This window comes from Cyanobium sp. Alchichica 3B3-8F6, assembly GCF_024346435.1.
In the GTDB taxonomy this organism is placed as follows: Bacteria; Cyanobacteriota; Cyanobacteriia; order PCC-6307; family Cyanobiaceae; genus Cyanobium_A.
Genome location: NZ_JAGQCZ010000001.1, coordinates 96,398 through 119,583, shown reverse-complemented (window position 1 = coordinate 119,583; position 23,186 = coordinate 96,398). Strand labels below are relative to the sequence as shown.

Sequence of the window (23,186 nt, the reverse complement as noted above, 5' to 3'; positions counted from 1 at the left end):
GTCTTCTCAGGATGGTGCAACGACGGCCATCTCGCCGCCGCCAATGGTCGCCGGCTGCACCGGTTCTGGGCCCTCCTGCAGCCACTGCTCCAGCAGCAGCGCTGCCGCAGCGCTGTCGAGGGCGCCGCTGCGGTCGCCGTGCAGGCCATGGCGCTCGGCGGCGGCCCAGCTGCTGGTGTGCTCGTTGACCCAGGCCAGGGGCAGCTGGAGCGCTCGGGCCAGCTGATCGCCATACCGCTGGCAATGCTGAGCCTGGGCGGTCGGTTGGCCGGCCTCATCGAGGGGCAGGCCCACCACCAAGGCGCTGACGCGCCGCTGGCGCACCAGCGCCCTCAGGTGCTCCAGATCCGTGGCAAAGCGCCCCCGGGCCAGGGCCGGCAGGGGCGTGACCGTCAGCCCCAGGGGGTCACAGCCAGCCAGGCCGATGCGCCGGCGGCCCACATCCAGGGCCAGGGTCGAGCGGGGCTGGGGAGGCTGGCGGCGGGCCCGCTGGGCAGCGTCACGCACGGGGAAGGGTGGGTGTGAGAGGGGTGGGTGTGGGAAGTGGACGGCGGCGGGGTTGCCACTGGCCGAGGATCGCCTCCAGGCGCTGGGCGGCCCGGGCGGGTGCCTGCAGGCCCTGGCGCCGCCAGACGCTGCGCGCCATCAGCACCCGCTCACCGCGCTCCTGGGCGCCGAGGCCCGCCATCCAGAGCTGTAGGGCCTCGTCGCGCAGATCGCAGCGCAGCCACAGGGGTTCACCAGCCCCCAGCTCGCTCTGTGCCCGCTGCAGCAACAGCTCGGTGGCGGGGCCCACCAGATGCGTCCAGCCGGGATGGACACTCAGTTCCACGTCGTGGCCGCCGCCGGGATGGTCGCCGATCCAGCGCACGGCCGCCACCGCTTGCTCGCGATTGGGATCCACCCACATCCAGCCCCGGCCGTGGCTCTGGTCGAGCAGGTCTTCGACGCCCCGATCCAGCAGGTGCCGCAACCGGGCCGGGCAGACCGCCTGCTCCAGGTGCCACAGCAGCGGCGCCGAGCGGCGGTTCAGGGCGGTGAGCTGCAGGTCGGCAGGCGCTGGCAGGGGGGGCGCTGCGGATGCGCTCGCGGGCTGCTGCCAGCACCAGAGGCGATCCGTGCGCAGGGGCTGGAAGCCCTGCTCGCGCAGCATCGCCAGGCGGGTGTCGTCGAGGGTGGAGGCCGCGGCAATCCAGCTGGCGGCGCCCTTGGCCCGCTGAATCGCGGCCCGTAGCAGGGTGGCGGCCAGCTCCTGGCGGGCGGCGGCGGGGGCCAGACGCAGGTGCTGCATCTGCCAGCAGCTGCCGCTGCGGTTCAGCCGGCGGCACACGATCAGGCCCAGGGGTGTTTGGCCGTTGAGGGCAACCAGCACCTGGGGCGCCAAGGATGGACGGGCCAGCAGGGATTGCAGCAGGCGCTCCGGCAGCCCCAGCAGCAAGGCGCGCTGCAGTAGCGGCTGCAGCGGCAGGAAGGCGGGGTCGCTGAGCAGAGGCAAGTGCCAGCCGGCGAGAGGCTCGAGCCGCCAGCTGTCGGGTTCGGGCCGCCCTGGTGGTGCCGGCTGGGCAGAGGGGGGCTGCAATATCCCGAGCATGGGGCGTGGCGAAGATGCCGGGGCTGAACGGGCGCCGAGGCTGATCCGATCACCCAACTGTATCGGCGGCGCCCGATGTGCGCCCCACCCCGCGGCCGCTCAGGCCGGCCGCACCAGCACCAGGGGGGTGCGCTCGTTGGCGTTGCCTGCCGGGTTGGGGCGCAGGGCCCGCTCCAGTAAGGCCTCATCGCAGCCCGGGCTCGAGGCCAGCACCTTGACCCGGCCTAGGTCGTTGACATCCACCACCGCCACCGCCACACCGAGGGAGCGAGCCATGGCGGCGCAGAAGGCAGCGGGCTGGTCGGGGCCCAGCACAATCGTCTGGTCGTAGGGCGGGGTGGTGCCCGTGATGTCGTCGATCAGGCGGGCTTGCTCGCCGGCCAGTCGGTAAAACCAGCCCTTGCTCCCCACCAGCTTCAGCGCCAGACCCACCAGCCAGGCTCCCAGCACCCGGGCCGGCCCCACCACATCGATCAGGCTCTGCAGGCCGCAGGCGGTGGCCAGGGAGCTGGTCGGGTGGAACACCCGGCAGAGCAGCCGGGCCAGGCCGCTGGGCTGCACGGTGGAAGGGTGGTGATAGCGGCCCTGGATCACCGCCAGCGGGGTTTCGCCGATGGTCAGCACGTCGCCCGGCTGGATCAAGCCGCCGGCGTAGCGGCGCAGCACAGCTTCCGGATCATCCAGCACCCCCAGCAGGTGGGTGCCCAACGGCAGCACGCGACAGCGGTCGCCGTCGCGCCAGCGGGCATTTGCGGCGGCCAGGGGGGTGGGCATTTGCAGCGGCACGAGCACGCCGTCACGGCGCTCGAGCCGGCCGAAGGGGCCGTAATTGATCCAGAGGATGTCCAGCCAGAGGGTGTCGAGCAGCTGCTCGAGGGGCTGGCCCGGCGCTCCGCTGAGGCTGATGTGGATGCGGGCGCTGGTGCTCTTGCGCCCCTTGACGATGTAGGCGGCCCAGTAGCCATCCGGGCGTGACTCCTCATCCGGATGGAGCGCCTCGATCCGACTGCTCACCGTGACGCCCGCCAGGTCGCCCCGGCCCAGCAGGGTGGGCCGCAGCGTGATCTCCGGCACCATCACCTCCATGCGGCGATGGGGGTTGCTGATCGTGATCGTGCCGGTCACCTCCAACCCCGCGGGGGTGCGCTCCACCTGGAAGCCATCGGCCCGCAGCTGCAGCGGCGACGCGGGCCGCAGCCGGTGGCGCAGCTCCAGCCACACCAGGGTGAGGCCCAACAGCAGGGCCAGCACCAGCACGAGCTTCAGCAGGGCGAGGGCGACAAGCGAAGAAGCCAATTGCGACCGGGCAAGAATCGCCGGAGCGTAAGTGGGCCTGCGGTCTTAGCTTCAAACCGTCAGCTTCAAACCGTCGCGATTTCGGTGCCCGGCATGCGCAAGACCTTCGTGCTCGACACCAATGTGCTCTTACACGATCCGCTGACCCGGTTTGAAGACAACAACATCTTGATTCCGATCGAGGTGGTGGAGGAGATCGATCGCTTCAAGCGGGATCCGGCCGAGAAGGGACGCAACGCCCGCCAGGTGTCGCGCCTGCTGGATGGGCTGCGGGCCCAGGGCAACCTGGCCGATGGGGTGCCCAACGGTGACCAGGGCGGCACCCTCAAGGTGGTGTTCTGCCGCAGTGAAACCCTCAGCCAGTTGCCGCCGGAGCTCAAGGCCGGCAACGGCGACAACAACATCCTGGCGGTGGCCCTCGAGGAGCAGCGGCTGCAGGCGGTGATGGGCAGTCAGCCGCCGGTGATCCTCGTGACGAAGGACACCAACCTGCGCATCAAGGCCGATGCGGTGGGCCTGATCGCCCAGGACTACACCAGCGATCGGGTTGACATCGGCGACCTTTACCCCGGCCTGTGTGAGTTGTGGGTGAGTGCCGAGCAGATGGACCGGCTCAAGCTGCCGCCGGGCCTGGAGGTAAACGGGCTGGCGGTGGAGACCTCCCTGCAGGCCAATGAGGGGGTGACCCTGATCGACCAGGCCCAACCGGCCCACACCCTGCTGGCTCGCTTCAATGCAGCCACCGGCACCCTGCAGCCGTTGCAGCGGGCGCCCAAGGCCAAGCTCGGCCGCATCCAGCCCCGCAACCGGGAGCAGACCTTTGCCCTGGATCTGCTGCTGGATCCCGAGATTCAGCTGATCACCCTGGTGGGCAAGGCCGGCACGGGCAAGACCCTGCTGGCCCTGGCGGCGGGCCTGCACCAGGTGGCCGATGAGCGGCTCTACGAGCGCTTGCTGGTGACCAGGCCGGTGATCTCCCTGGGCAAGGAGATCGGTTTTCTGCCGGGGGATCTCGAGGAGAAGATGGGGCCCTGGATGCAGCCGATCCTCGACAACCTCGACTTTTTGCTGGGCGGCAGCGGCGAGGACGAGGGGCGCGGTGCCGGGCGGACAGCCGGTAGCGGTGGCGCTGGAGCGGGTGGCCGGGGCGGCAGCCACCGCGGGCCGCGCAGCAACTGGACCGACCTCAAAGGCATGGGTCTGCTTGAGGTGGAGGCGATCAGCTACATCCGCGGCCGCTCGATTCCCCGCCAGTTCATGGTGGTGGATGAGGCCCAGAACCTCACGCCCCACGAAGTGAAAACGATCGTGACCCGGGTGGGCGAAGGCACCAAGATCGTGCTCACCGGCGATCCCTACCAGATCGACAATCCCTACGTGGATGCCGAGAGCAACGGCCTCACCTGGCTGGTGGAGCGCTTCAAAGGCCAGGCCCTGGCCGGCCACGTGACCCTGCTGCGGGGTGAGCGAAGCGAACTGGCTGAGCTGGCGGCCAACCTGCTCTGAGCTTGGTTCCCTAGCCGTCGAGACCGGTGCGCCGCTCCCAGGGGGTCACTTCGGAGCGGTGCTGATCCCACTGGCGCCGCCGCAGACGCTCGTAGGCCTGGCAGAACGCCTCGCCCAGGGCCTGGCGCAGCACGGTGTCGGCGGCAAAGGCATCGAGGGCATCCCCGAGGCTGGCGGGGAGTCGTCCGGCGGTGCCGGTGGGGAGTGGCTCGGCGTAGTTGTCGTTGTCGTGGCGGGGGCCCGGATCGAGTTGGCGCTCGATGCCATCGAGGCCGGCCGCCAGCACGGCCGCCTGCAGCAGGTAGGGATGGGCGGCGCCGTCGGGCAGGCGCAATTCGAGGCGCTGGTCGTCGGGGATGCGCACCATGTGGGTGCGGTTGTTGCCGCTGTAGCTGATGCCGCCCGGACTCCATGTGGCGCCGGAGCTGGTCGGTGGCGCGGCCAGCCGGCGGTAGCTGTTCACCGTGGGGTTGGTGAGGCAGCTGAGGGCCGGCGCGTGGGCCAGCAGGCCGGCGAGAAAGTGGTAGGCCAGGGTGGAAACGCCCAGGGGGCCGCTGGGATCGTGGAAGAGGTTCTGGTTGGCGTTGGGGCTGCCGGCCGTGCCCCAGAGCGAGAGGTGGGTGTGGCAGCCGTTGCCGGTGAGCTCGGCGAAGGGTTTGGGCATGAAGCTGGCCCGCAGCCCCTGCTGCTCGGCCATCGCTTTCACCATCACCTTGAAGAAGGCATGGTGATCGGCGGTGGTGAGGGCGTCAGCAAAAGTCCAGTTGACCTCAAACTGGCCGTTGGCATCTTCGTGGTCGGCCTGGTAGGGGCCCCAGCCCAGCGCCTCCATCGCCTCCAGCAGGGGGCCGATCAGCGGGTAGCGGCGCATCAGGGCCAGTTGGTCGTAGCAGGGTTTCTCCTGGCTGTCGGCCCCATCGGCGATCTGCTCACCAGAGGGATCGAGCAGGAAGAACTCCGCCTCCACGCCGCTGCGCAGCTCGAAGCCCACGGCGGCGGCCCGCTCCAGCTGGCGGCGCAGCAGCCGGCGGGGGCACTGCTCCATCGGCGCGCCGTTGAGCTGCAGCTCGGCCGCCACCCAGCCCACCTCCGGCTGCCATGGCAGGGGCGTGAGGCTGGCGGCCGCCGGGATCGCCATCACATCGCCATCGGCGGGTGAGAGATCCAGCCAGGCGGCAAAGCCAGCGAAGCCGGCCCCGTCCCGGGCCATGCCGGCCACCGCTGAGGCGGGCACAAGCTTGGCCCGCTGGATGCCGAACAGGTCGGCGAAGGAGATCAGCAGAAACTTGAGGTTGAGCTTCTGCACCTGCTGGGCGAGATCAGACATGGGACGCTTGCTGGAGGAGGGTGGCAACGATGCGGTGCAGGCTCTGTTGCTCCGCCGGACTGCTGTGGGGGTTGCCGGCGCGGTGGCCGAGCTGCGAGCGGATCAGGTGCAGCGCAGCACCGGGGATGGCGTCGGCGTCGGCGGCCAGATCGTCGACCGGGAAGTAGAGGTCGTGGCTGCCGGCCACCACGGCGGTGCGGGCCTGGATCCGGCCCAGGGCTTCCGCCAGATCACCTCCGGCGGCCACGTCGTGGGCGAGCCAGGTGTCGAGCATGGCGATCAGATCGCGGGGGTCGTGGCGCTGGTAGTGGGGCAGCCACTGGCGTTCCACGTGCTCCTCCATCGGCTCGGGGATGCTGCGGAAGAAGGGCTGGCTGGCGGCCCAACTGGCGTAGATCAGGGCATAGGTGCGCAGTCCTTGATCCGGCGGTGCGTCGAAGCCCCCGCCGTTCCAGTGGCCATCAGCGGTGAGGGCCTGGCGCAGGCTCAAGCAGAACAGGCGGTTGTGGGGCGAGGTGCGGGCTGTGCCGCAGACGCAGCAGATCCGCTCCACCTGCTCGGGATGGTCCACGGCCCACTGGTAGGCCTGTTGGGCCCCCATCGACCAGCCATAGATCAGGGGGAGCCGTTCGACGCCGAACACCTCGCTCAGCAGCTGACGTTGGGCGGCGACATTGTCGCGGTGGCTCACCACCCAGCCCTGCTCCGCCAGGCCCATGGCGCCGTGGCTGGGGCTGCTGGAGGCGCCGTTGCCGAACATGCCGGCGATCACGACGCACCAGCGCTCGGGATCGAGCACCGGCCCCACCAGCCAGGCCAGATCCTCGGGTCGGGCGCCATAGAAGGTGGGCACCAGGATCAGGTTGGAGCGATCGGCGTTGGGTTCGCCGATCTGCAGATAGCTGACCTGGGCGCCGGGGATGGTGCGGCCGCAGGCCAGGCGCCAATCGCCGAGGCAGTGCTGGGCCCGCTGGGCAACGGCAGTGGCGCTCATGCCGGCAGATGCAGGGCCGGCAGGTTGCGCAGCAGCCGGCGGTGCACCGCGAGGTAGCCGCGATCGCAATGGCGCAGGTGCGGGGCGATTGGGCCGTTGGCGGCCGGCAGGGCGTGGAAAGGTAGAGACGGATAGAGGTGGTGCTCGGCATGGAACGGCATGTTCCACATCAGCCAGCGCACGGCCGGGTTGGTGAGGGTGGTGCGGGTGTTTTCGGTGCCGTCACGGCTGAAGCTGCAGCCGCTGTGCTCCGCCAGCAGCACAAAGCGAAGGAAGGGCTGCCCCACCGCCAGGGGGAGCAGCCAGAACCACAGCAGAAATCCGTTGCCCCCCACCAGGGAGGCCAGGGCCAGAGCTCCGTACACCGCAAACTGCAGCCTTACCGAGCGGCGCACCTGGGGGATCACCTCCGGGCTGAGGTAGCTCAGAGCGCTGATGTCGCCCCACAGCAACCGGCGGTAGCCGGTCAGCTTGCCGGTCCACCAGGTCCAGCCGCTCACCTCCTGCAAGTAGGCCCAGGCGTTGGTGGGAACGGGATCCTCCAGCTCGGGATCGAGCCCCGGTTGGTGGGTGTAGCGGTGGTGCCACTGGTGGTACCTCCGGTAGTGGGTGGCGTTGTAGAAGCTCAGCAGCCCGGCGAGCCAGGCCACGGTGTCGTTCAGCCGCCGGCTGCGAAAGGCGGTGCGGTGGCCGCACTCATGCAACGGTGCAAAGCAGGTGGCCAGGCCGATGCCGCACAGCAGCAGGCCCAGCAGCCGCAGGGCCAGGGGCCAGCCCTGGTGAGCCCAGACCAGCCCGCCCAACACGATCGTGAGCAGGTGACAGATCAGCCGCAGGATGGCTGGGCCATCGCGGAGCGTGTTGAGGCTGGCCAGCGCATCGCGCTCCAGCAGCGGTTGGGAGAGTTGGGCCATGGGCCCTATCCCACCAGCTCACTGGCCCCGGCTTCGGTAGGCGATGCGACCATCTGAGCCTCAGCCCCTCACACCATCTGGTTGGGTTGCACCCAGCGATCGAACTCTACGGCGCTGATCTCGCCGAGCACCAGGGCGGCTTCCTTGAGGCTGAGCTGGTGGTTGTGGGCGTGCTTGGCAATGGCGCAGGCCCGGTCGTAGCCGATGGCGGGGGTGAGGGCCGTCACCAGCATCAGGCTCTGGTCGAGCAAGGTTTCGATGCGGCTTTCGTTGGCCTTGAGCCCCTCGACGCAGTGCTCGCGGAAGCTGCTGCAGGCCCCCGCCAGCAGGGTGATGCTCTCGAGCACGTTGTGGGCGATCAGCGGTTTGAACACGTTCAGCTCGAAGTTGCCCTGGCTGGCGGCGAGTTGCACGGCGGTGTTGTTGCCCATCACCTGCACGGCCACCATGGTCAGGCTTTCGGCCTGGGTGGGATTCACCTTGCCCGGCATGATCGAGCTGCCGGGTTCGTTTTCCGGAATCACCAGCTCGCCGAGGCCGCAGCGGGGCCCGCTGGCCAGCCAGCGGATGTCGTTGGCGATTTTCATCAGGCTGCCGGCCAGCACCGTGAGAGCGCCGTGGGCGGAGGCCAGGGGCTCATGGCCCGCCAGCGCCTGAAACTTGTTGGGCGCTGAGCTGAAAGGCAGCCCAAGGCGCTCGGCCAGCCGCGCCGCCACCGCTTCGCCGAAACCGGCAGGGGCGTTGAGGCCGGTGCCCACGGCTGTGCCGCCGATGGCCAGCTGGCGCACCTGGGGCAGGCTGGCGCGCAGGCTTTCGAGCCCCAACTCCAGCTGGGCCACGTAGCCGCCGAACTCCTGACCCAGGCTGAGGGGCACCGCATCCTGCAGGTGGGTGCGGCCGATCTTGATGATCTCCGCATAGGCCTCGGCCTTGGCCGCCAGGGCGGTGCGCAGCGCTTCCACCGCCGGAATCAGGCGGCGCTCCAGCTCGATCACCACCGCCACGTGCAGGGCGGCTGGAAAGGTGTCGTTGCTCGACTGGCTGAGGTTGACGTGGTCGTTGGGGTGAACCGGGCTCTTGCTGCCCAGCACGCCACCGGAGGCTTCGATTGCCCGGTTGGCGATCACCTCGTTGACGTTCATGTTGGTTTGGGTGCCGGAGCCCGTCTGCCACACCTTCAGCGGGAACTCCGCATCGAGGCTGCCGGCGGCGACCTCGTCAGCTGCCGCCACGATCAGGGCGGCCAGCTCTGGGCTGAGCTTGCCCTTCGCCTGGTTCACCTCGGCGCAGGCCGCCTTGAGCTGGCCGAAGGCGTGCACCAGCGCCAGGGGCATGGCCTGGCCGAAGGGGAAGTAGTGGATCGAGCGCTGGGTCTGGGCGCCCCAGTAATGCTCATCGGGCACCTCGATGGCGCCCATGCTGTCGGTTTCCAGGCGGCTCATCAGCGGCTCACCACCTCCGAATTGAGTTCGTTGAAGCTCTCGGTGGTGCTGCTGGTGCCCCCTTCCGGCAGGGGGATGCCGGTGGCCTGGCTGACGGCGGTGTTGATCGCATCGACGTCCACGGCGCCCTGTTGATCGAAGATCACCTGGCCCTCGGGGTTGAACACCACCACCTGGGGGATCGAGCCCGACCAGTAGTGGGCTGGGTCGGTGGGGCCGGCGTCAGCGCGGTTCTGCAGGGGGTCGGTGACCAGGGGGATCAGCTCGATGCTGTTGAGCCACACCCGCTGCAGCTCCGACACCACCGCCGAAAACTGTTTGCTGGCGGCGTCGTCATCGAGGTAGTAGACGACCACGGTGGTGCGGTGGTCGGACAGGGCCTGGGCGAGGCTGCTGCGGGGCGGCACCAGGGAGCCGTTGCCGGCGTAGAGGGCGTAGATGTTGCCGTCGTAGGTGTTATTGGTGAGCGAGGCCTGGGCCGGCGGGCTCCACAGGCCCCAGAGGCCCGACGCCAGCAGCATCCCCAGGGCGGAGGTGAGCAGGGCCCGCAGGACGCTCTTGGTGGTTGTCGCCGTGCCCGTCATCCCGATCCGCTGGCTTGAATGGGGCCATTGTGGCGTTCAGCCACGGCCCAGGCTGCGGCCCATTCCCTGGGCGATGCCCCGGCCCACCAGGCCGATGGCCCGGCCCAGCACCCGGGTGAGCACCACCACCACCAGATCGCCCAGGCCGCGCACCAGGCTCTGCACCTGGGGAGCTAGCGCATCTCGGGTTTCCAGCGCCAGGGTCACCAGTTGCTGCAGCCAGCCGAGCTGGCGCAATTCGGCGTCGCGGGGTTCGGTGAGCTCCTGGTAGCGGATGGCGCCATCGCGCAGGCAGTAGAGCCGGCGGCGGCTTTCGTAGAGGCTGATCGGCCGCTCCACCCAGCTGCTCCAGCGCTGCTGGGCATTGAGCTGGTTGCGCAGCCGCTCCAGGTTGCGGGTGGCGAGCAGGTCGGGTTGGAGCAGGTAGCGGCGCAGCTCGGGCCAGTGAGCGCAGCTGGCCAGCAGCTCAGCGCTCACCAATTCGGCGCTACGCACCAGCCAGTTGGCCAGCAGCAGCTCCAGATGCAACACGGCCTGCGGCTCATCGGCCGCCAGCAAGCGACCCTGCACCAGCAGGGGCTGAGCCCGCACCAGCGCTGCCAACATCGGTTGGGCATCGGGCAGTTCTGGGTCGCCTGCGGCGAGGTTGCTGCAGCGGATCAGGGTTTCGGCCACGGGCTGGAGGTTGCCCTCGTGGGGCAGTTGCACGTAGGGATTCACCAGGCTGCGCAGGGCTTGCTGGCGCAGTTCCGGCTGCCACTGCTGCCAGCGCTCCTGCAGCGCTTGCTGAGGAGCGGGGTCGCTCAGCAAGCGCTGGCGCAGGCTGTCCACCTGGCTGAGCAGGGCCCGCAGCAGATCCCGCCGCCGCTCCCCGCTGAGCCCCTCAATGGCCAGCAGTTGGCCGGTTTGGTTGCTCAGGCCAGCGTCGGTGCCGGCCTCAAGCCGCTGGCGAATGGCATGCCAGATGCCATCGGCGCTGCGCTGTTGCAGCGTGATCGCCAGCACGGGTTCGGGGCCGCCACCCGGGGCGTTGGCTGCGGCCAGGGTGGGGCTGAGGCTGGAGGCCAGAGGGCCCCAGGCCACACTCACGGGCCCCCAGAGCAGCAGCAGCAGCTGGCGGGCCGCCGAGAGTTCCCGGAGGCGACCCTGCAGCACCAGCAGTTGCACCAGGTTGGTGGGGGGCGGTGTCAGCAGACGCCCGATGGCCTGGATGTCGGCATCGATCTGCTGCAGGCCACTGATCAATAGCCATTGGCCCAGCCCCAGCGCCGGGGTGGCCGTTGGCGTGGGCGTTGGGGTGTCATCGGCTACGGCCAGCACCCGGCCGCCGGCCACCAGGGTGGGGATCGCCTCCAGCAGCTCCTGCGGACTCGGCGATTCCAGCAGTCCAGCCGCGGGCAGTTGCAGCAGGGCCTCGCTCTGAAGGCCGTGGCCTGCCGGCAGCAGCAACAGCAGCGGTGCCGGCTGCCAGCGCTCCTGCAGGCGCAGCACCTCCTGGGCCAGGCCTCCCCTCATGTCTTGGCTGCTGGCCTGCCAGATCACCAACGCAGGCAGACCCTTGAGTTGGTCAGGCGTTTCGGCAACGTGATACAGGCCGGGCTGGGCCGTCAGCAGCCGATTGAGCCCATCACGCAGCAGCGGTTCGGCAAACAGCAGCAGCTGCGCACTCACAGGTCGGGCCAGGTGGTTCGGCCAACGCTACCGATGTTGGGCGGGTTTCTCCAGCCCTCGATCAGGAATGGTCGATGGCGGGGGGGCGGTGGTGACGGCTTGCGCGGGCCCGGGGGCGGCCGGTGAGGTGCAGGGTGTAGCTCTCGATGGCAAAGCCCGTGTGGCGCTCGATCTGCTCGAGCAGCTCCCGGGGTAGTTCGACATCGAGGTCTTGAATGGCGCCCGATTCAACGCAAGTGAGGTGGCTATGGGGGTCGCTGCGGTAGCCATAGAGCCGCCCGCTGGCCCGATCCAGGCACTCGATCACTCCGGCCGATTGCAGCGCTTCGAGGTTTTGGTACACCGAGGTGTGGCCGATGTTGCGCCCCAGGTTGTTGAGCTTCTCGAAAATGTCCCGGGCGCTGAGATGGCTTTTTTCGGCCCAGAGCAGATCGAGCACCATGCGGCGCTGGCGGCTGAGCCGCATGCCCAAGTCCCGACAGCGTTGGTACACCTCATCCACGTTGGTGGCGCAGCCCAGGTTGGTGCTGGGCGGAGCCACACCGGCGGGTTGGGTAGGGGAAAGGGCGTCGACGCTCACGCGACACACCTCAGGAAGTGTTATGGCTTTATAGCTAACCCACACCCGATCCGCTTACGGGATCAGGCCACCGTGCTGGCGATGGGGTCCTGGAGGCGGCCGTCGCCAATGGCTTGCTGGGCCTCGGCCAGATCCACCCACCCGTCGTAGAGGGCGCGGCCCACGATCACCCCCTCCACCCCCAGGGGCGCCAGGGCCAGCAGGGAGAGCAGGTGCTCCAGGCTGCCGATGCCGCCGGAGGCGATCACCGGCACGCTGCTGGCCTCGGCCATGGCGCGCAGAAAATCCAGGTTGGGCCCCGCCAGGGTGCCATCGGTAGCGATGTCGGTGCAGATCAGGGCGGCCAGGGGGCTGGCGCTGAAGCGGCGTGCCAGCTCGCTGGCGCTGGTGCTGCTCTCCTCAATCCAGCCGCGGGTGGCCACCTTGCCATTCTTGGCGTCGATGCCCACCACGATGCGGCCGGGGTGGCGGGCCGCCAGGGCCTCCACCAACTCGGGTTGCTCCAGCGCCACGGTGCCAAGAATCACCCGATCGAGGCCGCAGGCCAGCAGCTCCTCGGCCCGTTCGGCGCTGCGCACCCCGCCCCCGAGCTGCACCGGGATGTCCAGGGTGGCGGTGATCGCTTTCACCGCCACATCGTTGATGGGTTGGCCGGTTTTGGCACCGTCGAGATCGACCAGGTGCAGCCGCTGGGCCCCCTGGCTCTGCCAGCTCAGGGCCTGGGCGACGGGATCGTCGCTGAAGCGCGTCACCTGGTCGTAGTCACCCTGGTGCAGCCGCACGCAGTGCCCGTCGAGCAGGTCGATGGCGGGAATGATCTGCATGGCGAGCGGTGGCGGCAACTGCTGCCAGCCAGGCTGCCAGAGCTGTCGATCGCCCAGCTCTCTCAGGGGTACCACCAGCCGAAATTGGCGCTCCAGCACCGCCTCGAGTTCCACGGCCCGCTCGCTGCCCTTGCCCCGCTCCCCTAGCAGGGCGAAGTGGCGGTAGCCGCGGGTTTGCGGCAGCACGGCGACTTGGGCGGTGTAGGCGGCACTGAGACGCATGGCGCCATCCTGGAGCCTGCGCTGCGTCGGGTGTTGCGGTTGGCCTTGGCGTTTCTGCTCGAGCTGGTGCCTGCACTGCTGCTCGGGATGCTGCTGGCGCAGCGTTGGCCCGATTTGGCCGGCGTGCTGGCACCGCCCCTGGTGCGCTGGGGGGTGCCCTTCAGCCTGATGGGGCTGCTGCTGCGCAGCGGCCTGCACTGGGATGTGCTGGAGATGGGCGTGCTGACGCTGGCCGCCGTTGGCAGCGGCCTGCTGGCGGTGCAGCGCTGGTGTTCCAGCCCAGCCGAGCGTTTGGGGGCGGTGGTGGGCAACACGGCCTATTTCGGCATCCCTGCGGCGCTGGCCCTGTTGCCCCCGCAGGCCCTGAGCTACGCGATCAGCTACGACCTGGCCGGCACCCTGTTCACCTGGACCATCGGTCCCTCGCTGATGGCCCAGCGCCGTCTGGCTCTGCAACCGCTCCTCACCGCTCTGGTGCGGAGTCCTGCCAGCCAGGGGTTGCTGGGGGCGGCCCTGCTGCAGCTGTCTCCCTGGGATGGGGTGCTGGCGGCCTGGTTGTGGTGGCCTGCTCGGGCGGTGGTGTGGCTGTCGCTGGTGGTGCTGGGGTTGCGCATCGCTCCGGTGTTGGGCCGCCCCCTGCCCTTTGGTGTGCTGGTCAGCATGGCGATCAAGCTGGTGCTGTTTCCCCTCGCTGTGCTGGTGATGGCTGTGCTGCTGCGGCTGCCGCCACTGCTGCTCGCTCCTCTGGTGCTGCAGGCGGCGGCACCCACCGCCGTGGCGGTGCTGTTGCTGGCGGAATCGGTGGGGACAGATTCCGGTGCCGATCGCGGCGCTGATACCCGCCGGCCGGCGGCCCTGGTGCTGTGGAGCACCTTGGCTGCGCTCCTGACGGTGCCGCTCTGGGCCTGGCTGCTGCAGCATCTGGGCCTGAGTAGTGGCCTAAGCACGGGTACCGGTGCCTGAAGGATCCCCAAAGCGGAACGCAGCCCAGAATGTCGCCGCGTTTCACGGCCCGCTGGCAGGCATCGGCATGGACATCCTGGTGATGGGCGGCACACGCTTCGTGGGTAAACCGCTGGTGGAGCGCCTGCAGGCTGCGGGGCATGCCCTCACCCTGTTCACTCGAGGCAACAAGCCAGCGCCGGCAGGGGTGGAGCACCTGATCGGCGACCGCAGCACCCCGGAGGGTCTGCAGCAGCTCGATGGTCGCCGTTTCGACGTGATTGTCGACAGCTCCGGTCGCACCCTCGACGACTCCCGCGACGTGATCGGGCGCACCGGCGCCCCCAGCCACCGGTTTGTGTATGTGAGCTCAGCCGGTGTGTATGCCGACAGCGAGCTGTGGCCCCTGGATGAGGACAGCCTCACCGATCCGGCCAGCCGCCACGCCGGCAAGGCCGACACCGAGGCCTGGCTGCGCAGCGAGGGGATTCCCTTCACCAGCTTCCGGCCCACCTACATCGTGGGGCCTGGCAACTACAACCCGGTGGAGAGCTGGTTCTTTGACCGGATCGTGCACGGCCGGCCGGTGCCCCTGCCGGGTGATGGCAGCACCATCACCCAGCTGGGCCACGTGAGCGATCTGGCCTGCGCCATGGCCCGCTGCATTGAGGTGGAGGCCGCTGCCAACCGCATCTACAACTGCACGGGTCGCCAGGGCGTCACCTTCCGCGGCTTGGTGGAGGCGGCGGCGCGGGCGGCTGGCCAGGATCCGGCGACGGTGGAGATCCGCAGCTTCGATCCCGCAGGCCTGGATAAGAAAGCCCGTAAGGCCTTCCCCCTGCGGTTGGCCCACTTCCTCACCGACATCACCCGGGTGCGGCGCGAACTGGCCTGGGAGCCGGACTTCGATCTGGAGACCACCCTGGCTGACAGCTACACCCACGACTACGCCCAGCAGATCCCCACCAGCCCCGATTTCAGCGCTGATGCGGCGTTGCTGGGCGAAGGCTGAGGTCGGGGCACGGTTCCGGATAACGAATCGGCTCCACCCTGCCCATCCAGTCGATCGAGAAGCTGTGGAGGTCGTAATAGCCGGCCACCACGGCGAGCTGACCGGCCCGCAGGCGATCGGTCAGCAGCACGCTGGAGTGCACCAGATTTCCAGCGGCGCTCAAGGTGTGGCGCCGGCAGGATTCCTCCAGTGAGAGCTGATCGCCGTATTGCAACAGCTCCATGCGCAGTTGCCCCACCACCTGGGCCAGGCTCGGGGTCAGGAGCAGTTCAGGGTGAAGAGCCGCCGATACGGCGCCGCAGGCTTCGTGACCCAGCACGACAATTAAGGGCACGCCCAGATGCCCCACCGCGTATTCCAGCGAGGCAATCGCCGCCGTGGTGCTCATCGTGCCGGCATTGCGCACAACAAAGAGATCACCGAACCCGGTGTCGAACAGCAGCTCCACCGGGACTCGCGAATCTGCACAGCCCAGAACCGCTGCCCGCGGATGTTGTCCCTCCACCACCGCCTGCATGCGTTGCCGCGTGCTGTGGGGGTGGAGGGAATGCCCCTCAAGAAACCGGCGGTGACCCTGCTGCAACCACGCCAGCACCGATTCGGGATTGATCCAGGTTTGAGGTTTAGCCAAGGCTCAGGCGTGACATGGACAACAGGTCATGGCCTGTGAAGAAAGGTATGCGTTTTTCCTGAAGGTAGCGATCGCTGCTTTGGCAGCTTCAGTTTGGCGATAGGTGATTTGCAGTGTGTGTGTTGATCCATGGCCAGTGAAAACGAGACCGAGAGGGCATCGGACACCAGTTCTGAGATGGGTTCGGAGGCCGCTTCCAACGCTCTGGATATGCCGTCGCCGAAGTTGAAGCTGCTGTCTAAGAAAATGAAAAAGAAGAAAGGCAAGAAACAGGTTAAACGGGCTGAATCGACCAACAAGAAAACTTTGTCAGCAGATGCCGCTGGAAACGGCAGCGATCGCTACCACCCGTCGCCGATCTTGGACGACTTTTCGAGCCACTCCGAGGGCCGACCTCCGAAACTGGACCGCAAAATTTACGAAAACGAGCTGGCCCGATTGCAGGTGGAGCTGGTGAAGATGCAGTACTGGATCAAGCACACCGGATACCGCCTGATCATCTTGTTTGAGGGGCGTGATGCCGCCGGCAAGGGCGGCACGATCAAACGCGTGACGGAGCCGCTGAATCCCCGTGGATGCAAGGTGGTGGCCCTGGGCACCCCTTCAGACCAGCAGAAGAGCCAGTGGTATTTCCAGCGCTATGTGGAACATTTCCCCGCTGCCGGCGAGATGGTGCTGTTTGATCGCTCCTGGTACAACCGCGCCGGGGTGGAGAAGGTGATGGGCTTCTGCAGCCCGGAGCAGGTGGAGGAATTCATGCAGTCCTGTCCGGAATTCGAACGCATGCTCGTGCGCAGTGGCATCACCTTGCTGAAGTATTGGTTTTCGGTGAGCGATGAGGAGCAGGAAGTGCGCTTTCGCTCAAGGCTCAAGGATCCGGCGCGCCGCTGGAAGCTCAGTCCGATGGATCTGGAATCTCGGGATCGCTGGGTGGAGTTTTCCCGTGCCAAGGACGACATGTTTGCCCGCTCCAACATTCCTGAGGCTCCCTGGTTCACGGTGGAGGCCGATGACAAGCGACGGGCCCGGCTCAATTGCATCCGCCACATTCTCAGCAAGGTTCCCTATGTCGACATGACCCCCGAGGCGATCGACCTGCCACCGCGCAAGAGCGTGGGCGATTACCAACGCCCACCACTGAATGAACAGTTTTTCGTGCCCAATGTTTATGGCTGATCGGCCTTGCGCAGGTAGCCCCAGGCCGAGCTGAGCGCCAGCAGCAGCGACGGCCAGAACAGCCACCAACCCATCAGCTGGGCCCAGCCGGCGCCGCTCCAGGGCCAGAGCAGCAGCAGCAAACTCCCAAACTGCAGGATCGTTTTGGCTTTGCCGCCCCGGGAGGCGGGGCCGCCGCCTGTGGCTCCGCTGCGCCAGCCGGAAATCAGCAGCTCCCGGGCCAACAGCAGCCAGATCGCCCAAAGGGGCAGCAGGCCCACGGCCCCGATCCAGAGCAGGGGGGCGGCGATCAGGATTTTGTCGGTGAGGGGATCGAGTCGGGCGCCCCAGGTCGAGCCGCCACCGGCGCGGCGGGCCAGCACGCCGTCGGCCCAGTCGCTCAGCCCCCCCAGCAGCAGCAGCCACCAGCCCAGGGCCAGCTGGTTGCTCGCCAGAGCCAGGATCAGCGGCAGGCCCAGCAGGGCGCGGCCCACGGTGAGGCCATCGGCCAGGCGGCGCAGTTTCCATGGCTCGATCCCTTGTGTCGTCATGGTGCTCGCCAGGCTCGGCCCCAGAATGGCTCCAGTCTTGAGTGCTGGCCCGTGGTGCAACAGCTGGTTTCCGCCGTGATGTCGGCCCCGGTGCTGAGCGTCACCGCCGGTAGCCCCCTCCAGGAGGCCGTTCAGCTGATGAGCGAGCACCACATCGGTGGCCTGCCGGTGGTGGATGGGGCGGGGGTGCTCGTGGGTGAACTCACGGAGCAGGACCTGATGGTGCGCGAGAGCGGTTTCCAGCCCGGGCCCTACGTGATGCTGCTCGATGCGGTGATCTACCTGCGCAACCCGCTCAACTGGGACAAGGAGGTGCATCAGGTGCTTGGCAGCACCGTGGGCGAGGTGATGAATGCCAAGGTGCACACCTGCAGCGCCGACCTGCCCCTGCCGGCTGCCGCGAGCCTGCTGCATGAGCGCAGCACCCAACGCCTGTTTGTGCTCGATGGCGAGCGGCACCCCGTGGGTGTGCTCACCCGTGGCGATGTGGTGCGGGCGCTGGCGGCGGCGGGCTGATCAGGGTTGCGGTAGAGGCGGTGGTGGTGGCGCCCCGGGCAGCTGTCCCCCCACCACAACAGGGTCTGTTGCAAGGCTTGTTGCACCAGCGGCTGAACCGCTTGGGGCCTCCTGCTGCTGGGACTGCTGCTGGGGCTGGCGCTGAGGGACATCCAGGTTTGCGGTCCCCCTCCCATTCAGGAGATCGTCGCCATCCGTGAGCGCTGCGCCTTCCGGCAGCACCAGCGGCTGGGGCAGGTCGGCGGGCAGGCCAAGGGTTTCCAGCTCCACCTCGGTGATCACCGGGCTGGCGCCCGCCTGCTCCTGGCGTTGCCGTAGGGCCAGGGGGTCGGCGCTGATCGGTGGCTCCCGCAGGGGCGCCTTGGCACGCGCCCGCAGGGGATCCTTGGGCCCCAGGGGCGCCCAGATCAGCTGGGCAATGGGCTCCACGCCCTGCTCCATCAGCCGGTTGAAGCCGGCCAGGGCCCGGTCCACCAGCTGGCCGCCCAGGGTTTGGCCGCATTGAAACGGATTGCCGCAGCCCTCGGCCGCCGTGCGCCCCGCCAGGCCGGCCAGCAGCGATCCCTGGAGGGGTATGGCACGCCGGCTCAGCCGCAGCAGGTAGGGCACGTGCACAAAGCTGGTGGCGCCACCGCTGATCCAGTTGGCATCGGCCGCGCTGAAGCCCTTCTGGCCCGGAATGATGAAGCGGCTTTTGGAGGCGTGGTCGGGCAGGTAGGCCGCCCGCAGCCCGCGCTGACGTGCCAAGGAGCGGGTTTGCTCCAGGGTGAGGCCATCTCGGCTCATCAGCGCCTCCAACCGGCCGTCGGGGCGCAGGCCGATCACCATGCGGATCCGGGGCAGGAAGTAGCGGATCTGCTGCCCCATCGAGATGCTGTACGCGCCTTTGTAGGCCGCTGGGGGCTGCTCCAGGTCGTTGTAAACGCTGTGCAACCCGCCGATGAAGCTGTCGAAGCGTTGGGCGCGCTCGCTCGTGAGTTCGCCGTAGCCGAACTCCACGCCGCCATCGCGGCGGATCCCCACAAAGGCCCGTTGGCGGGCGGCGGTGCGGTTGCGGCCGCGCCAGATCCGATCGCCCAGCTTGATGTCGCCCAGGGGCACCGTGATCTCCCGCCCCCTCTCATCGACATGGCGCTCGTACATCGGCCCGGAGATGAAGGCCAGGGCCTGGCGGTCGGCGAAGGCCTCCTGTTCCCGGTCCCAGCCTTCAAACAGTTGGAGTTTCACCTCTCGGGGATCGAAATCGAGGGCATAGACGCTGTCGTCGGGCTGATAGCGGAAGGGCACCCCGTCGGCGCTGGTGAGCAGCGGTGCTCCGGCCCTGGGGCCCGTCAGGGGTGGTGCGATCGCCACCAGAAAGCTGAGAAATCCCACTGGCACGGCCACCACCAGCGACCGCTTGCGTTGCCACAGCGGTCGTCTCGCCGCGGTGCGTTCAGGCAGAGGGGTCAGGCGGTTGGGGTGTTGCTGGGGGCTGCTTGCGTCCACTCCACAACGGCGCCATCCGCCACCAGCCAGATCTGATCACGTTGGGAGCAGGGATGGCCTCCCGTCAAGCGACCGAAGGCGGGCAGGGCCAGGCGCTCCTGGCGCATGCAGTAGCTGAAACAGGGCAGCCGCAGCCGATCAGCGCCCCGCCCCACCACCGCCACCGGATGGAGATGGCCGCAGAGGTTGAGGAATCCAGCCCGCGGTTCCGGCTGGTGGCTCAGCCACCAGGGTCCAAGCGCCTGGGAGGGCTCCTGCGATAGCCCGGCGATCCAGCTGCCATGGTCGTGGTTGCCTCCGATCAGCCGGAGCGGACAGCCGAGCAGCTCGGGGAGGGCATCCAGCTTGGCTCGCAGCTCGGCGGTGAGCCCTAGGCGGCTGTGGATCAGATCCCCAAGCACCACCACCTGCTGGGGTTGCCAGCGGTGAGCCAGATCCAGCAGGGCGTTGAGAGTGCTGCCGTCGCCATCGCTGGGCAGGGGGATGCCGTGGGCCTGGAAGGTTTCCGCCTTGCCCAGGTGCAGGTCGGCCACCAGCAGGGTGCGGTGCTGCGGCTCCCACACCGCCGGGGCTCCCACCAGCTGCAACACCTGACCCTGCCAGGTGAAGAGGGGGCTGTCAGTGGCCATCAATCCCCCTCACGCCAGCCCCATCACCCGCCGGTAGGCCGGACGCGCCTGGGTGGCGGCGATGGTGGCCTGCACGTTGGGGTAGGCCGATAGATCGACCTGTGGGAAAAAGATCGGCAGGTAGGCCAGGTAGGCATTCACGGCGCAGTCGGCGACGGTCCAGGTGGGGTTGCCCCAGGGACCGGCCAGCAGGGAGCGTTCCTCTGCGAGCAGACCGTCGAGCACGGTCATCAGCCGGGGAAACTCCCGCTCCCGGTTGGACGGCACAAACAGGGCCACCGCCAGGGTGGCGTTGGCAAACAGGATCCACTGGGTCGCCAGGGCGCGCTGGGCCGCTACCTCCGTAGCCGTGCCGTTGAAATCCTGGCCGTGATGGTCGGCGAGGTGCAGCAGGATCGCTCCGCTTTCAAACAACTGCAGCGGCTCCCCGCCCGGCGCCCGCAGGCTGTCATCCACCAGCGCTGGCACCTTGGCGAAGGGGTTGATGGCGGTGAAGGGCGGCTGCCGGTGCTCACCGGCCTCCAGGTCGAGCTGGATCCACTGGTAGGGGATGCCCTTCTCCTCCAGATACCAGCGGGGCATCGAGGCACGGCTGCGGGCGCCGCCGTAGAGCGTCAAGCCCATGGAGTGTTGTTGTGCTTGCTGCCCCTGATTCTCGGTTGCAGGCTGGTTGCGGCCTTCTCCGGCCGGTTGGCTCCTCGCCGAGTCCGAGGATCACACGTGCGGTGGTGAGGCTCATGCCATTGGCTCAGCCCGCCGCCAGCGAGCCAGGCGCGGCCCGCTCCAATGACCGCTGGGGATCTGCGGCACATGGCGCACCTGGGCAGCACGGCCCAGATACACCCAGGCACAGCGTCCATCGCGGAGCGAGCGCCAGTGGCGCTGGAACAGCCGCGGGGCCCCTTCCAGCTGGTCGAGTTGCGTCAAGGTGGATCCATTCACTTGGTAAAGCTCACCGCGAAGCGGATTGGAGAGCTCTGGGGATGGCGCCATTCCCGCCTCCATCTCCACGGCCATTGGGAAGGGCCCCAGGTCGAACAGCTGCACGCCGTCCAGACTGGCCTCACCCAGCCAGGTGGCCCCAGCCAGCCAGTGGTGGTTGCTCTGGTCGCGTTTGAGGCTGCCGTAGACGAACACCATGGACGACTCCAGCACCATGGACGACTCCTGCCCCGCCATGCCCTGGCCTTGGCCGGGGATAATCGCCCTACATGCAGCCACCTCAGTCATGACCATTGCCCTGTTGATCGCCTTGGCCGGATCCCTGGTGCTGATGGCCGTGATCGTCAAGCGGCTTGAGCAGGCCTGAAGCCTGCTCAGGCAGGGGCTGGGGCCCGTCGCAGAGCTGGACAGGGCTGATTTTGGCGCGCTTGGCTGCATACATGGCGTTGTCGGCGGCGGCCAACAGCTGTTCGCAGCTGTTGCCGTGCTCGGTATACCGCGCGATGCCGACGCTGGCGGAGATGTTGATGCTGGGATCGAGCTCGTTGTAGGGGGCCCTGCTGGCTTCCACCAGTTTCCAGGCCATGCCCATGAGCTCGTCCGGGCTGCCCGCTTCCGGCACCACCACGACAAACTCATCGCCTCCCTGCCGGCAGAGCAGGTCGCCTTCGCGGATCACCTTGCGAAAGCGTTCGGCCACGAGCTGCAGCACCCGGTCGCCCACGTTGTGGCCGAAGCGGTCGTTGACGGGCTTGAAGCCGTCGAGGTCGAGATAGAGCAGAGCTACTCCATGGCCATGGCGCTTGGCCAGGGCGAGATGGCGCTCCAGTTGTTCCATCATCATCGAGCGGTTGGCCAATCCGGTCAGGGTGTCGTGCTGGGCCAAGAAGCGCACGGCCTGTTCGGCCTGCTGGCGCTCGGTCACGTCCTGGAGCATCCCCACGTAGTACTGGGGCTCCAGGTCGTCGTCGCGGACGGTGGAAATGCTGAGGTGATGGCAGCGGATTTCACCGCTGCGCACCCGGTTCCAGATGTCGCCTTCCCAGAAGCCCTTGTGGATCAGTTGATCCCATAGCTGCTGATAAAAAGCCTTGTCGTGGCGCCCCGACTTGAGCAGGCTGGTGCGCTGCCCCTTGATTTCTGAAATGCGGTAGCCGGTGAGTTGGGTGAAGGCGTTGTTGGCCATCAGGATCCGGCCTTCGGGATTGCTGACGACAATCCCCTGACCGCTCTCCTCAAACACCGTGCTGGCCAGTGCCCGCTCCTGGGCGGCGGCTTCGCTGATCGCTAGGGCTTCACGGGTGGCGAGATGGTTGCTGACCAGGATTCGGGTGAGCAGGGCTGCCACCAGGCTGCTGCCCAGCCCCGCCAGCAGATTCATCCAATAGGCATTGTCGATGCCGTTCTGCCCCACCAGTCGGGGCGCGAGCTGAACTCCCACCAGCCAGGTGCGCCCAGCAACCTCGATAGTCTCGTAGCTGGGATGACGCAGCTGGTTGCGGCGCAACAGCTTGAGGTTGTCGAATAGGACGCGGTTGGCATCGAGTTGGTCGCCGTCGATCACCACCACGCCAGTGCCGGCCATGTCGGGGCTATTGATGCCGGCAATGGCACTGTTCACCACGTCGTTCATGCGCAGGGGGGAATAGGCCCAACCCAGCAACTCCCGCTGGTTGGACCCCGGCACTTGCCCTCGATCGGCATAGATCGGCAGATAAATCAGCACGCCCCGTTGCAGGTCCTCCTGGGTTTCCTGCACGAGTTGCACCTTGCCTGTGAGGCTGGCATTGCCGGTGCGCCAGGCCCGCTGCATGGCCTGCCGCCGCACGGGCTCGGTATACATGTCGAAACCGAACGCCCGTTGGTTGCGCCAGTCGAAAAGTTCAAGAAATTCAATGGCGCTGTAGTCGGCCCGGCGGCCCGGCGGCTGCACACGGAAATTGGAAAACCCTTCGCGGCGGATCCGTGCCTCATAGGCCGGTAGCTGGGCGCCCGGGATCCAGCGGGCGAAGCCCACGCCTTGCACGCCCTTGAGTTGGGCGGTGTTGAAGGCGACGGTTTCGTAGAAGGTGGTGAATTCCTGGCGATCCACCGCCTTGGACGCGTTGAACAGCCCCACCACAGCGGCGAGCAAGGCGATGTTGGCCTCCAGCTTGCTGCGTACGGCATCCACCACGTTGTTGAGCAGGGTGGTCTCGGCGCGCAGGTGCTTTTGGACGCCGAATCGCCGGGTCTGCTCGCAGACGGCCATGGTGAGAATTAGCCCCCCCGCTAGCACCAGCACCGGCAGCAGGGCCACAGGACGCTGCCGCCGCCCCAGGTCGAAGAGCTGCCGGATCAGGATTCGGGGCCGTACCCGCACAAGGCCA

General features: G+C 68.0%; 23 protein-coding genes and 1 pseudogene. 5 read left to right on the top strand and 19 right to left on the bottom strand.

Going from position 1 to position 23,186, the window contains the following annotated elements; translation table 11 throughout:
• Positions 1-6: 6 nt before the first annotated feature.
• The 3 genes from ruvX to KBY65_RS00690 form a co-directional block, all read right to left on the bottom strand.
• Complete coding sequence (gene ruvX / locus KBY65_RS00700; protein WP_255000107.1) at positions 7-507, bottom strand: Holliday junction resolvase RuvX; 501 nt, start codon at positions 505-507, stop codon at positions 7-9.
• Positions 500-1,579, bottom strand: coding sequence for a GNAT family N-acetyltransferase (locus KBY65_RS00695; RefSeq protein WP_255000105.1), 1,080 nt, complete (start codon positions 1,577-1,579; stop codon positions 500-502). The genes ruvX and KBY65_RS00695 overlap by 8 nt, the downstream gene beginning before the upstream one ends.
• 111 nt (positions 1,580-1,690) lie before the next feature.
• Entirely contained in the window at positions 1,691-2,887 is a 1,197-nt protein-coding gene (locus KBY65_RS00690) for a F420-0:Gamma-glutamyl ligase (RefSeq protein WP_233128411.1), read from the bottom strand.
• Between the two features lie 93 nt (positions 2,888-2,980).
• On the opposite strand from KBY65_RS00690, the gene KBY65_RS00685 reads away from it, so the two are divergent.
• Positions 2,981-4,393, top strand: a complete 1,413-nt coding sequence (locus KBY65_RS00685; RefSeq protein WP_255000104.1) for a PhoH family protein — start codon at positions 2,981-2,983, stop codon at positions 4,391-4,393.
• 10 nt (positions 4,394-4,403) lie between these two features.
• Here the strand turns inward: KBY65_RS00685 and glnT are convergent, their stop codons facing one another.
• The 9 genes and pseudogenes from glnT to KBY65_RS00640 form a co-directional block, all read right to left on the bottom strand.
• Complete coding sequence (gene glnT, locus KBY65_RS00680; RefSeq protein WP_255000103.1) at positions 4,404-5,720, bottom strand: type III glutamate--ammonia ligase; 1,317 nt, start codon at positions 5,718-5,720, stop codon at positions 4,404-4,406.
• On the bottom strand, positions 5,713-6,714 hold the full coding sequence (locus KBY65_RS00675) for an alpha/beta fold hydrolase (protein WP_255000101.1): 1,002 nt from the start codon (positions 6,712-6,714) through the stop codon (positions 5,713-5,715). Before KBY65_RS00675 ends, glnT begins: the two co-directional genes overlap by 8 nt.
• Positions 6,711-7,628 (bottom strand): fatty acid desaturase, encoded by a 918-nt coding sequence (locus KBY65_RS00670; RefSeq protein ID WP_255000098.1) that lies wholly within the window; start codon positions 7,626-7,628, stop codon positions 6,711-6,713. The genes KBY65_RS00675 and KBY65_RS00670 overlap by 4 nt, the downstream gene beginning before the upstream one ends.
• A 68-nt stretch (positions 7,629-7,696) precedes the next feature.
• Positions 7,697-9,070, bottom strand: coding sequence for a class II fumarate hydratase (fumC, locus tag KBY65_RS00665; RefSeq protein ID WP_409996602.1), 1,374 nt, complete (start codon positions 9,068-9,070; stop codon positions 7,697-7,699).
• A complete protein-coding gene (locus KBY65_RS00660) occupies positions 9,070-9,654 on the bottom strand; it encodes a thylakoid membrane photosystem I accumulation factor (RefSeq protein WP_254987111.1) in 585 nt (194 codons plus the stop codon). Before KBY65_RS00660 ends, fumC begins: the two co-directional genes overlap by 1 nt.
• 36 nt (positions 9,655-9,690) lie before the next feature.
• Positions 9,691-11,325, bottom strand: coding sequence for a DUF3685 domain-containing protein (locus KBY65_RS00655; protein ID WP_255000097.1), 1,635 nt, complete (start codon positions 11,323-11,325; stop codon positions 9,691-9,693).
• Between the two features lie 61 nt (positions 11,326-11,386).
• A complete protein-coding gene (locus KBY65_RS00650; protein WP_254994240.1) occupies positions 11,387-11,791 on the bottom strand; it encodes a transcriptional repressor in 405 nt (134 codons plus the stop codon).
• Positions 11,792-11,967: 176 nt separating this feature from the next.
• Positions 11,968-12,729, bottom strand: a complete 762-nt coding sequence (gene hisA / locus KBY65_RS00645) for a 1-(5-phosphoribosyl)-5-[(5-phosphoribosylamino)methylideneamino]imidazole-4-carboxamide isomerase (RefSeq protein ID WP_255000319.1) — start codon at positions 12,727-12,729, stop codon at positions 11,968-11,970.
• A 33-nt stretch (positions 12,730-12,762) separates the two neighbouring features.
• Positions 12,763-12,951 (bottom strand): annotated as a pseudogene (locus tag KBY65_RS00640) (TIGR02450 family Trp-rich protein); the annotation flags it as partial.
• Positions 12,952-12,996: 45 nt separating this feature from the next.
• Here KBY65_RS00640 and KBY65_RS00635 point away from each other — a divergent pair.
• Positions 12,997-13,914, top strand: a complete 918-nt coding sequence (locus KBY65_RS00635) for an AEC family transporter (RefSeq protein WP_255000096.1) — start codon at positions 12,997-12,999, stop codon at positions 13,912-13,914.
• Between the two features lie 67 nt (positions 13,915-13,981).
• Entirely contained in the window at positions 13,982-14,905 is a 924-nt protein-coding gene (locus KBY65_RS00630) for an NAD-dependent epimerase/dehydratase family protein (RefSeq protein ID WP_255000095.1), read from the top strand.
• Here the strand turns inward: KBY65_RS00630 and KBY65_RS00625 are convergent.
• The gene (locus KBY65_RS00625; protein ID WP_255000094.1) at positions 14,871-15,536 is read right to left on the bottom strand and encodes a carbonic anhydrase; all 666 of its coding nucleotides are present in this window, start codon (positions 15,534-15,536) and stop codon (positions 14,871-14,873) included. The genes KBY65_RS00630 and KBY65_RS00625 overlap by 35 nt on opposite strands.
• 246 nt (positions 15,537-15,782) lie before the next feature.
• Here KBY65_RS00625 and ppk2 point away from each other — a divergent pair, with 246 nt between their 5' ends.
• Positions 15,783-16,712: a polyphosphate kinase 2 gene (ppk2, locus tag KBY65_RS00620; RefSeq protein WP_255000318.1), complete on the top strand. Its 930-nt coding sequence runs from the start codon at positions 15,783-15,785 to the stop codon at positions 16,710-16,712.
• Here the strand turns inward: ppk2 and KBY65_RS00615 are convergent.
• Positions 16,703-17,242, bottom strand: coding sequence for a CDP-alcohol phosphatidyltransferase family protein (locus tag KBY65_RS00615; RefSeq protein ID WP_255000091.1), 540 nt, complete (start codon positions 17,240-17,242; stop codon positions 16,703-16,705). The two genes, ppk2 and KBY65_RS00615, sit on opposite strands and share 10 nt — an antisense overlap.
• 78 nt (positions 17,243-17,320) lie before the next feature.
• On the opposite strand from KBY65_RS00615, the gene KBY65_RS00610 reads away from it, so the two are divergent.
• On the top strand, positions 17,321-17,758 hold the full coding sequence (locus tag KBY65_RS00610) for a CBS domain-containing protein (RefSeq protein WP_094559441.1): 438 nt from the start codon (positions 17,321-17,323) through the stop codon (positions 17,756-17,758).
• On the opposite strand, the gene KBY65_RS00605 is transcribed toward KBY65_RS00610, so the two are convergent.
• The 5 genes from KBY65_RS00605 to KBY65_RS00585 all read right to left on the bottom strand — a co-directional run bounded on the left by KBY65_RS00605 (position 17,759) and on the right by KBY65_RS00585 (position 23,179).
• A complete protein-coding gene (locus KBY65_RS00605; RefSeq protein ID WP_409996601.1) occupies positions 17,759-19,246 on the bottom strand; it encodes a hypothetical protein in 1,488 nt (495 codons plus the stop codon).
• Positions 19,207-19,875 (bottom strand): ligase-associated DNA damage response endonuclease PdeM, encoded by a 669-nt coding sequence (pdeM, locus tag KBY65_RS00600; protein WP_255000090.1) that lies wholly within the window; start codon positions 19,873-19,875, stop codon positions 19,207-19,209. Before pdeM ends, KBY65_RS00605 begins: the two co-directional genes overlap by 40 nt.
• Before the next feature lie 9 nt (positions 19,876-19,884).
• Positions 19,885-20,499, bottom strand: coding sequence for a glutathione S-transferase family protein (locus KBY65_RS00595; protein WP_255000088.1), 615 nt, complete (start codon positions 20,497-20,499; stop codon positions 19,885-19,887).
• Positions 20,500-20,610: 111 nt separating this feature from the next.
• Positions 20,611-21,105, bottom strand: a complete 495-nt coding sequence (locus KBY65_RS00590) for a gamma-glutamylcyclotransferase (RefSeq protein WP_255000087.1) — start codon at positions 21,103-21,105, stop codon at positions 20,611-20,613.
• The gene (locus KBY65_RS00585) at positions 21,098-23,179 is read right to left on the bottom strand and encodes a CHASE domain-containing protein (protein ID WP_255000086.1); all 2,082 of its coding nucleotides are present in this window, start codon (positions 23,177-23,179) and stop codon (positions 21,098-21,100) included. Before KBY65_RS00585 ends, KBY65_RS00590 begins: the two co-directional genes overlap by 8 nt.
• Between the last annotated feature and the right edge of the window lie 7 nt (positions 23,180-23,186).

Coding starts and splice junctions, on each gene's coding strand:
- KBY65_RS00685 (WP_255000104.1), top strand. CDS start 2,981: ATGCGCAAGACCTTCGTGCTCGACACCAATGTGCTCTTACACGATCCG.
- glnT (WP_255000103.1), bottom strand. CDS start 5,720: ATGTCTGATCTCGCCCAGCAGGTGCAGAAGCTCAACCTCAAGTTTCTG.
- KBY65_RS00675 (WP_255000101.1), bottom strand. CDS start 6,714: ATGAGCGCCACTGCCGTTGCCCAGCGGGCCCAGCACTGCCTCGGCGAT.
- KBY65_RS00670 (WP_255000098.1), bottom strand. CDS start 7,628: ATGGCCCAACTCTCCCAACCGCTGCTGGAGCGCGATGCGCTGGCCAGC.
- fumC (WP_409996602.1), bottom strand. CDS start 9,070: ATGAGCCGCCTGGAAACCGACAGCATGGGCGCCATCGAGGTGCCCGAT.
- KBY65_RS00660 (WP_254987111.1), bottom strand. CDS start 9,654: ATGACGGGCACGGCGACAACCACCAAGAGCGTCCTGCGGGCCCTGCTC.
- KBY65_RS00650 (WP_254994240.1), bottom strand. CDS start 11,791: ATGCGGCTCAGCCGCCAGCGCCGCATGGTGCTCGATCTGCTCTGGGCC.
- hisA (WP_255000319.1), bottom strand. CDS start 12,729: ATGCAGATCATTCCCGCCATCGACCTGCTCGACGGGCACTGCGTGCGG.
- KBY65_RS00630 (WP_255000095.1), top strand. CDS start 13,982: ATGGACATCCTGGTGATGGGCGGCACACGCTTCGTGGGTAAACCGCTG.
- ppk2 (WP_255000318.1), top strand. CDS start 15,783: ATGAAAAAGAAGAAAGGCAAGAAACAGGTTAAACGGGCTGAATCGACC.
- KBY65_RS00615 (WP_255000091.1), bottom strand. CDS start 17,242: ATGACGACACAAGGGATCGAGCCATGGAAACTGCGCCGCCTGGCCGAT.
- KBY65_RS00610 (WP_094559441.1), top strand. CDS start 17,321: ATGTCGGCCCCGGTGCTGAGCGTCACCGCCGGTAGCCCCCTCCAGGAG.
- pdeM (WP_255000090.1), bottom strand. CDS start 19,875: ATGGCCACTGACAGCCCCCTCTTCACCTGGCAGGGTCAGGTGTTGCAG.
- KBY65_RS00595 (WP_255000088.1), bottom strand. CDS start 20,499: ATGGGCTTGACGCTCTACGGCGGCGCCCGCAGCCGTGCCTCGATGCCC.
- KBY65_RS00590 (WP_255000087.1), bottom strand. CDS start 21,105: ATGACTGAGGTGGCTGCATGTAGGGCGATTATCCCCGGCCAAGGCCAG.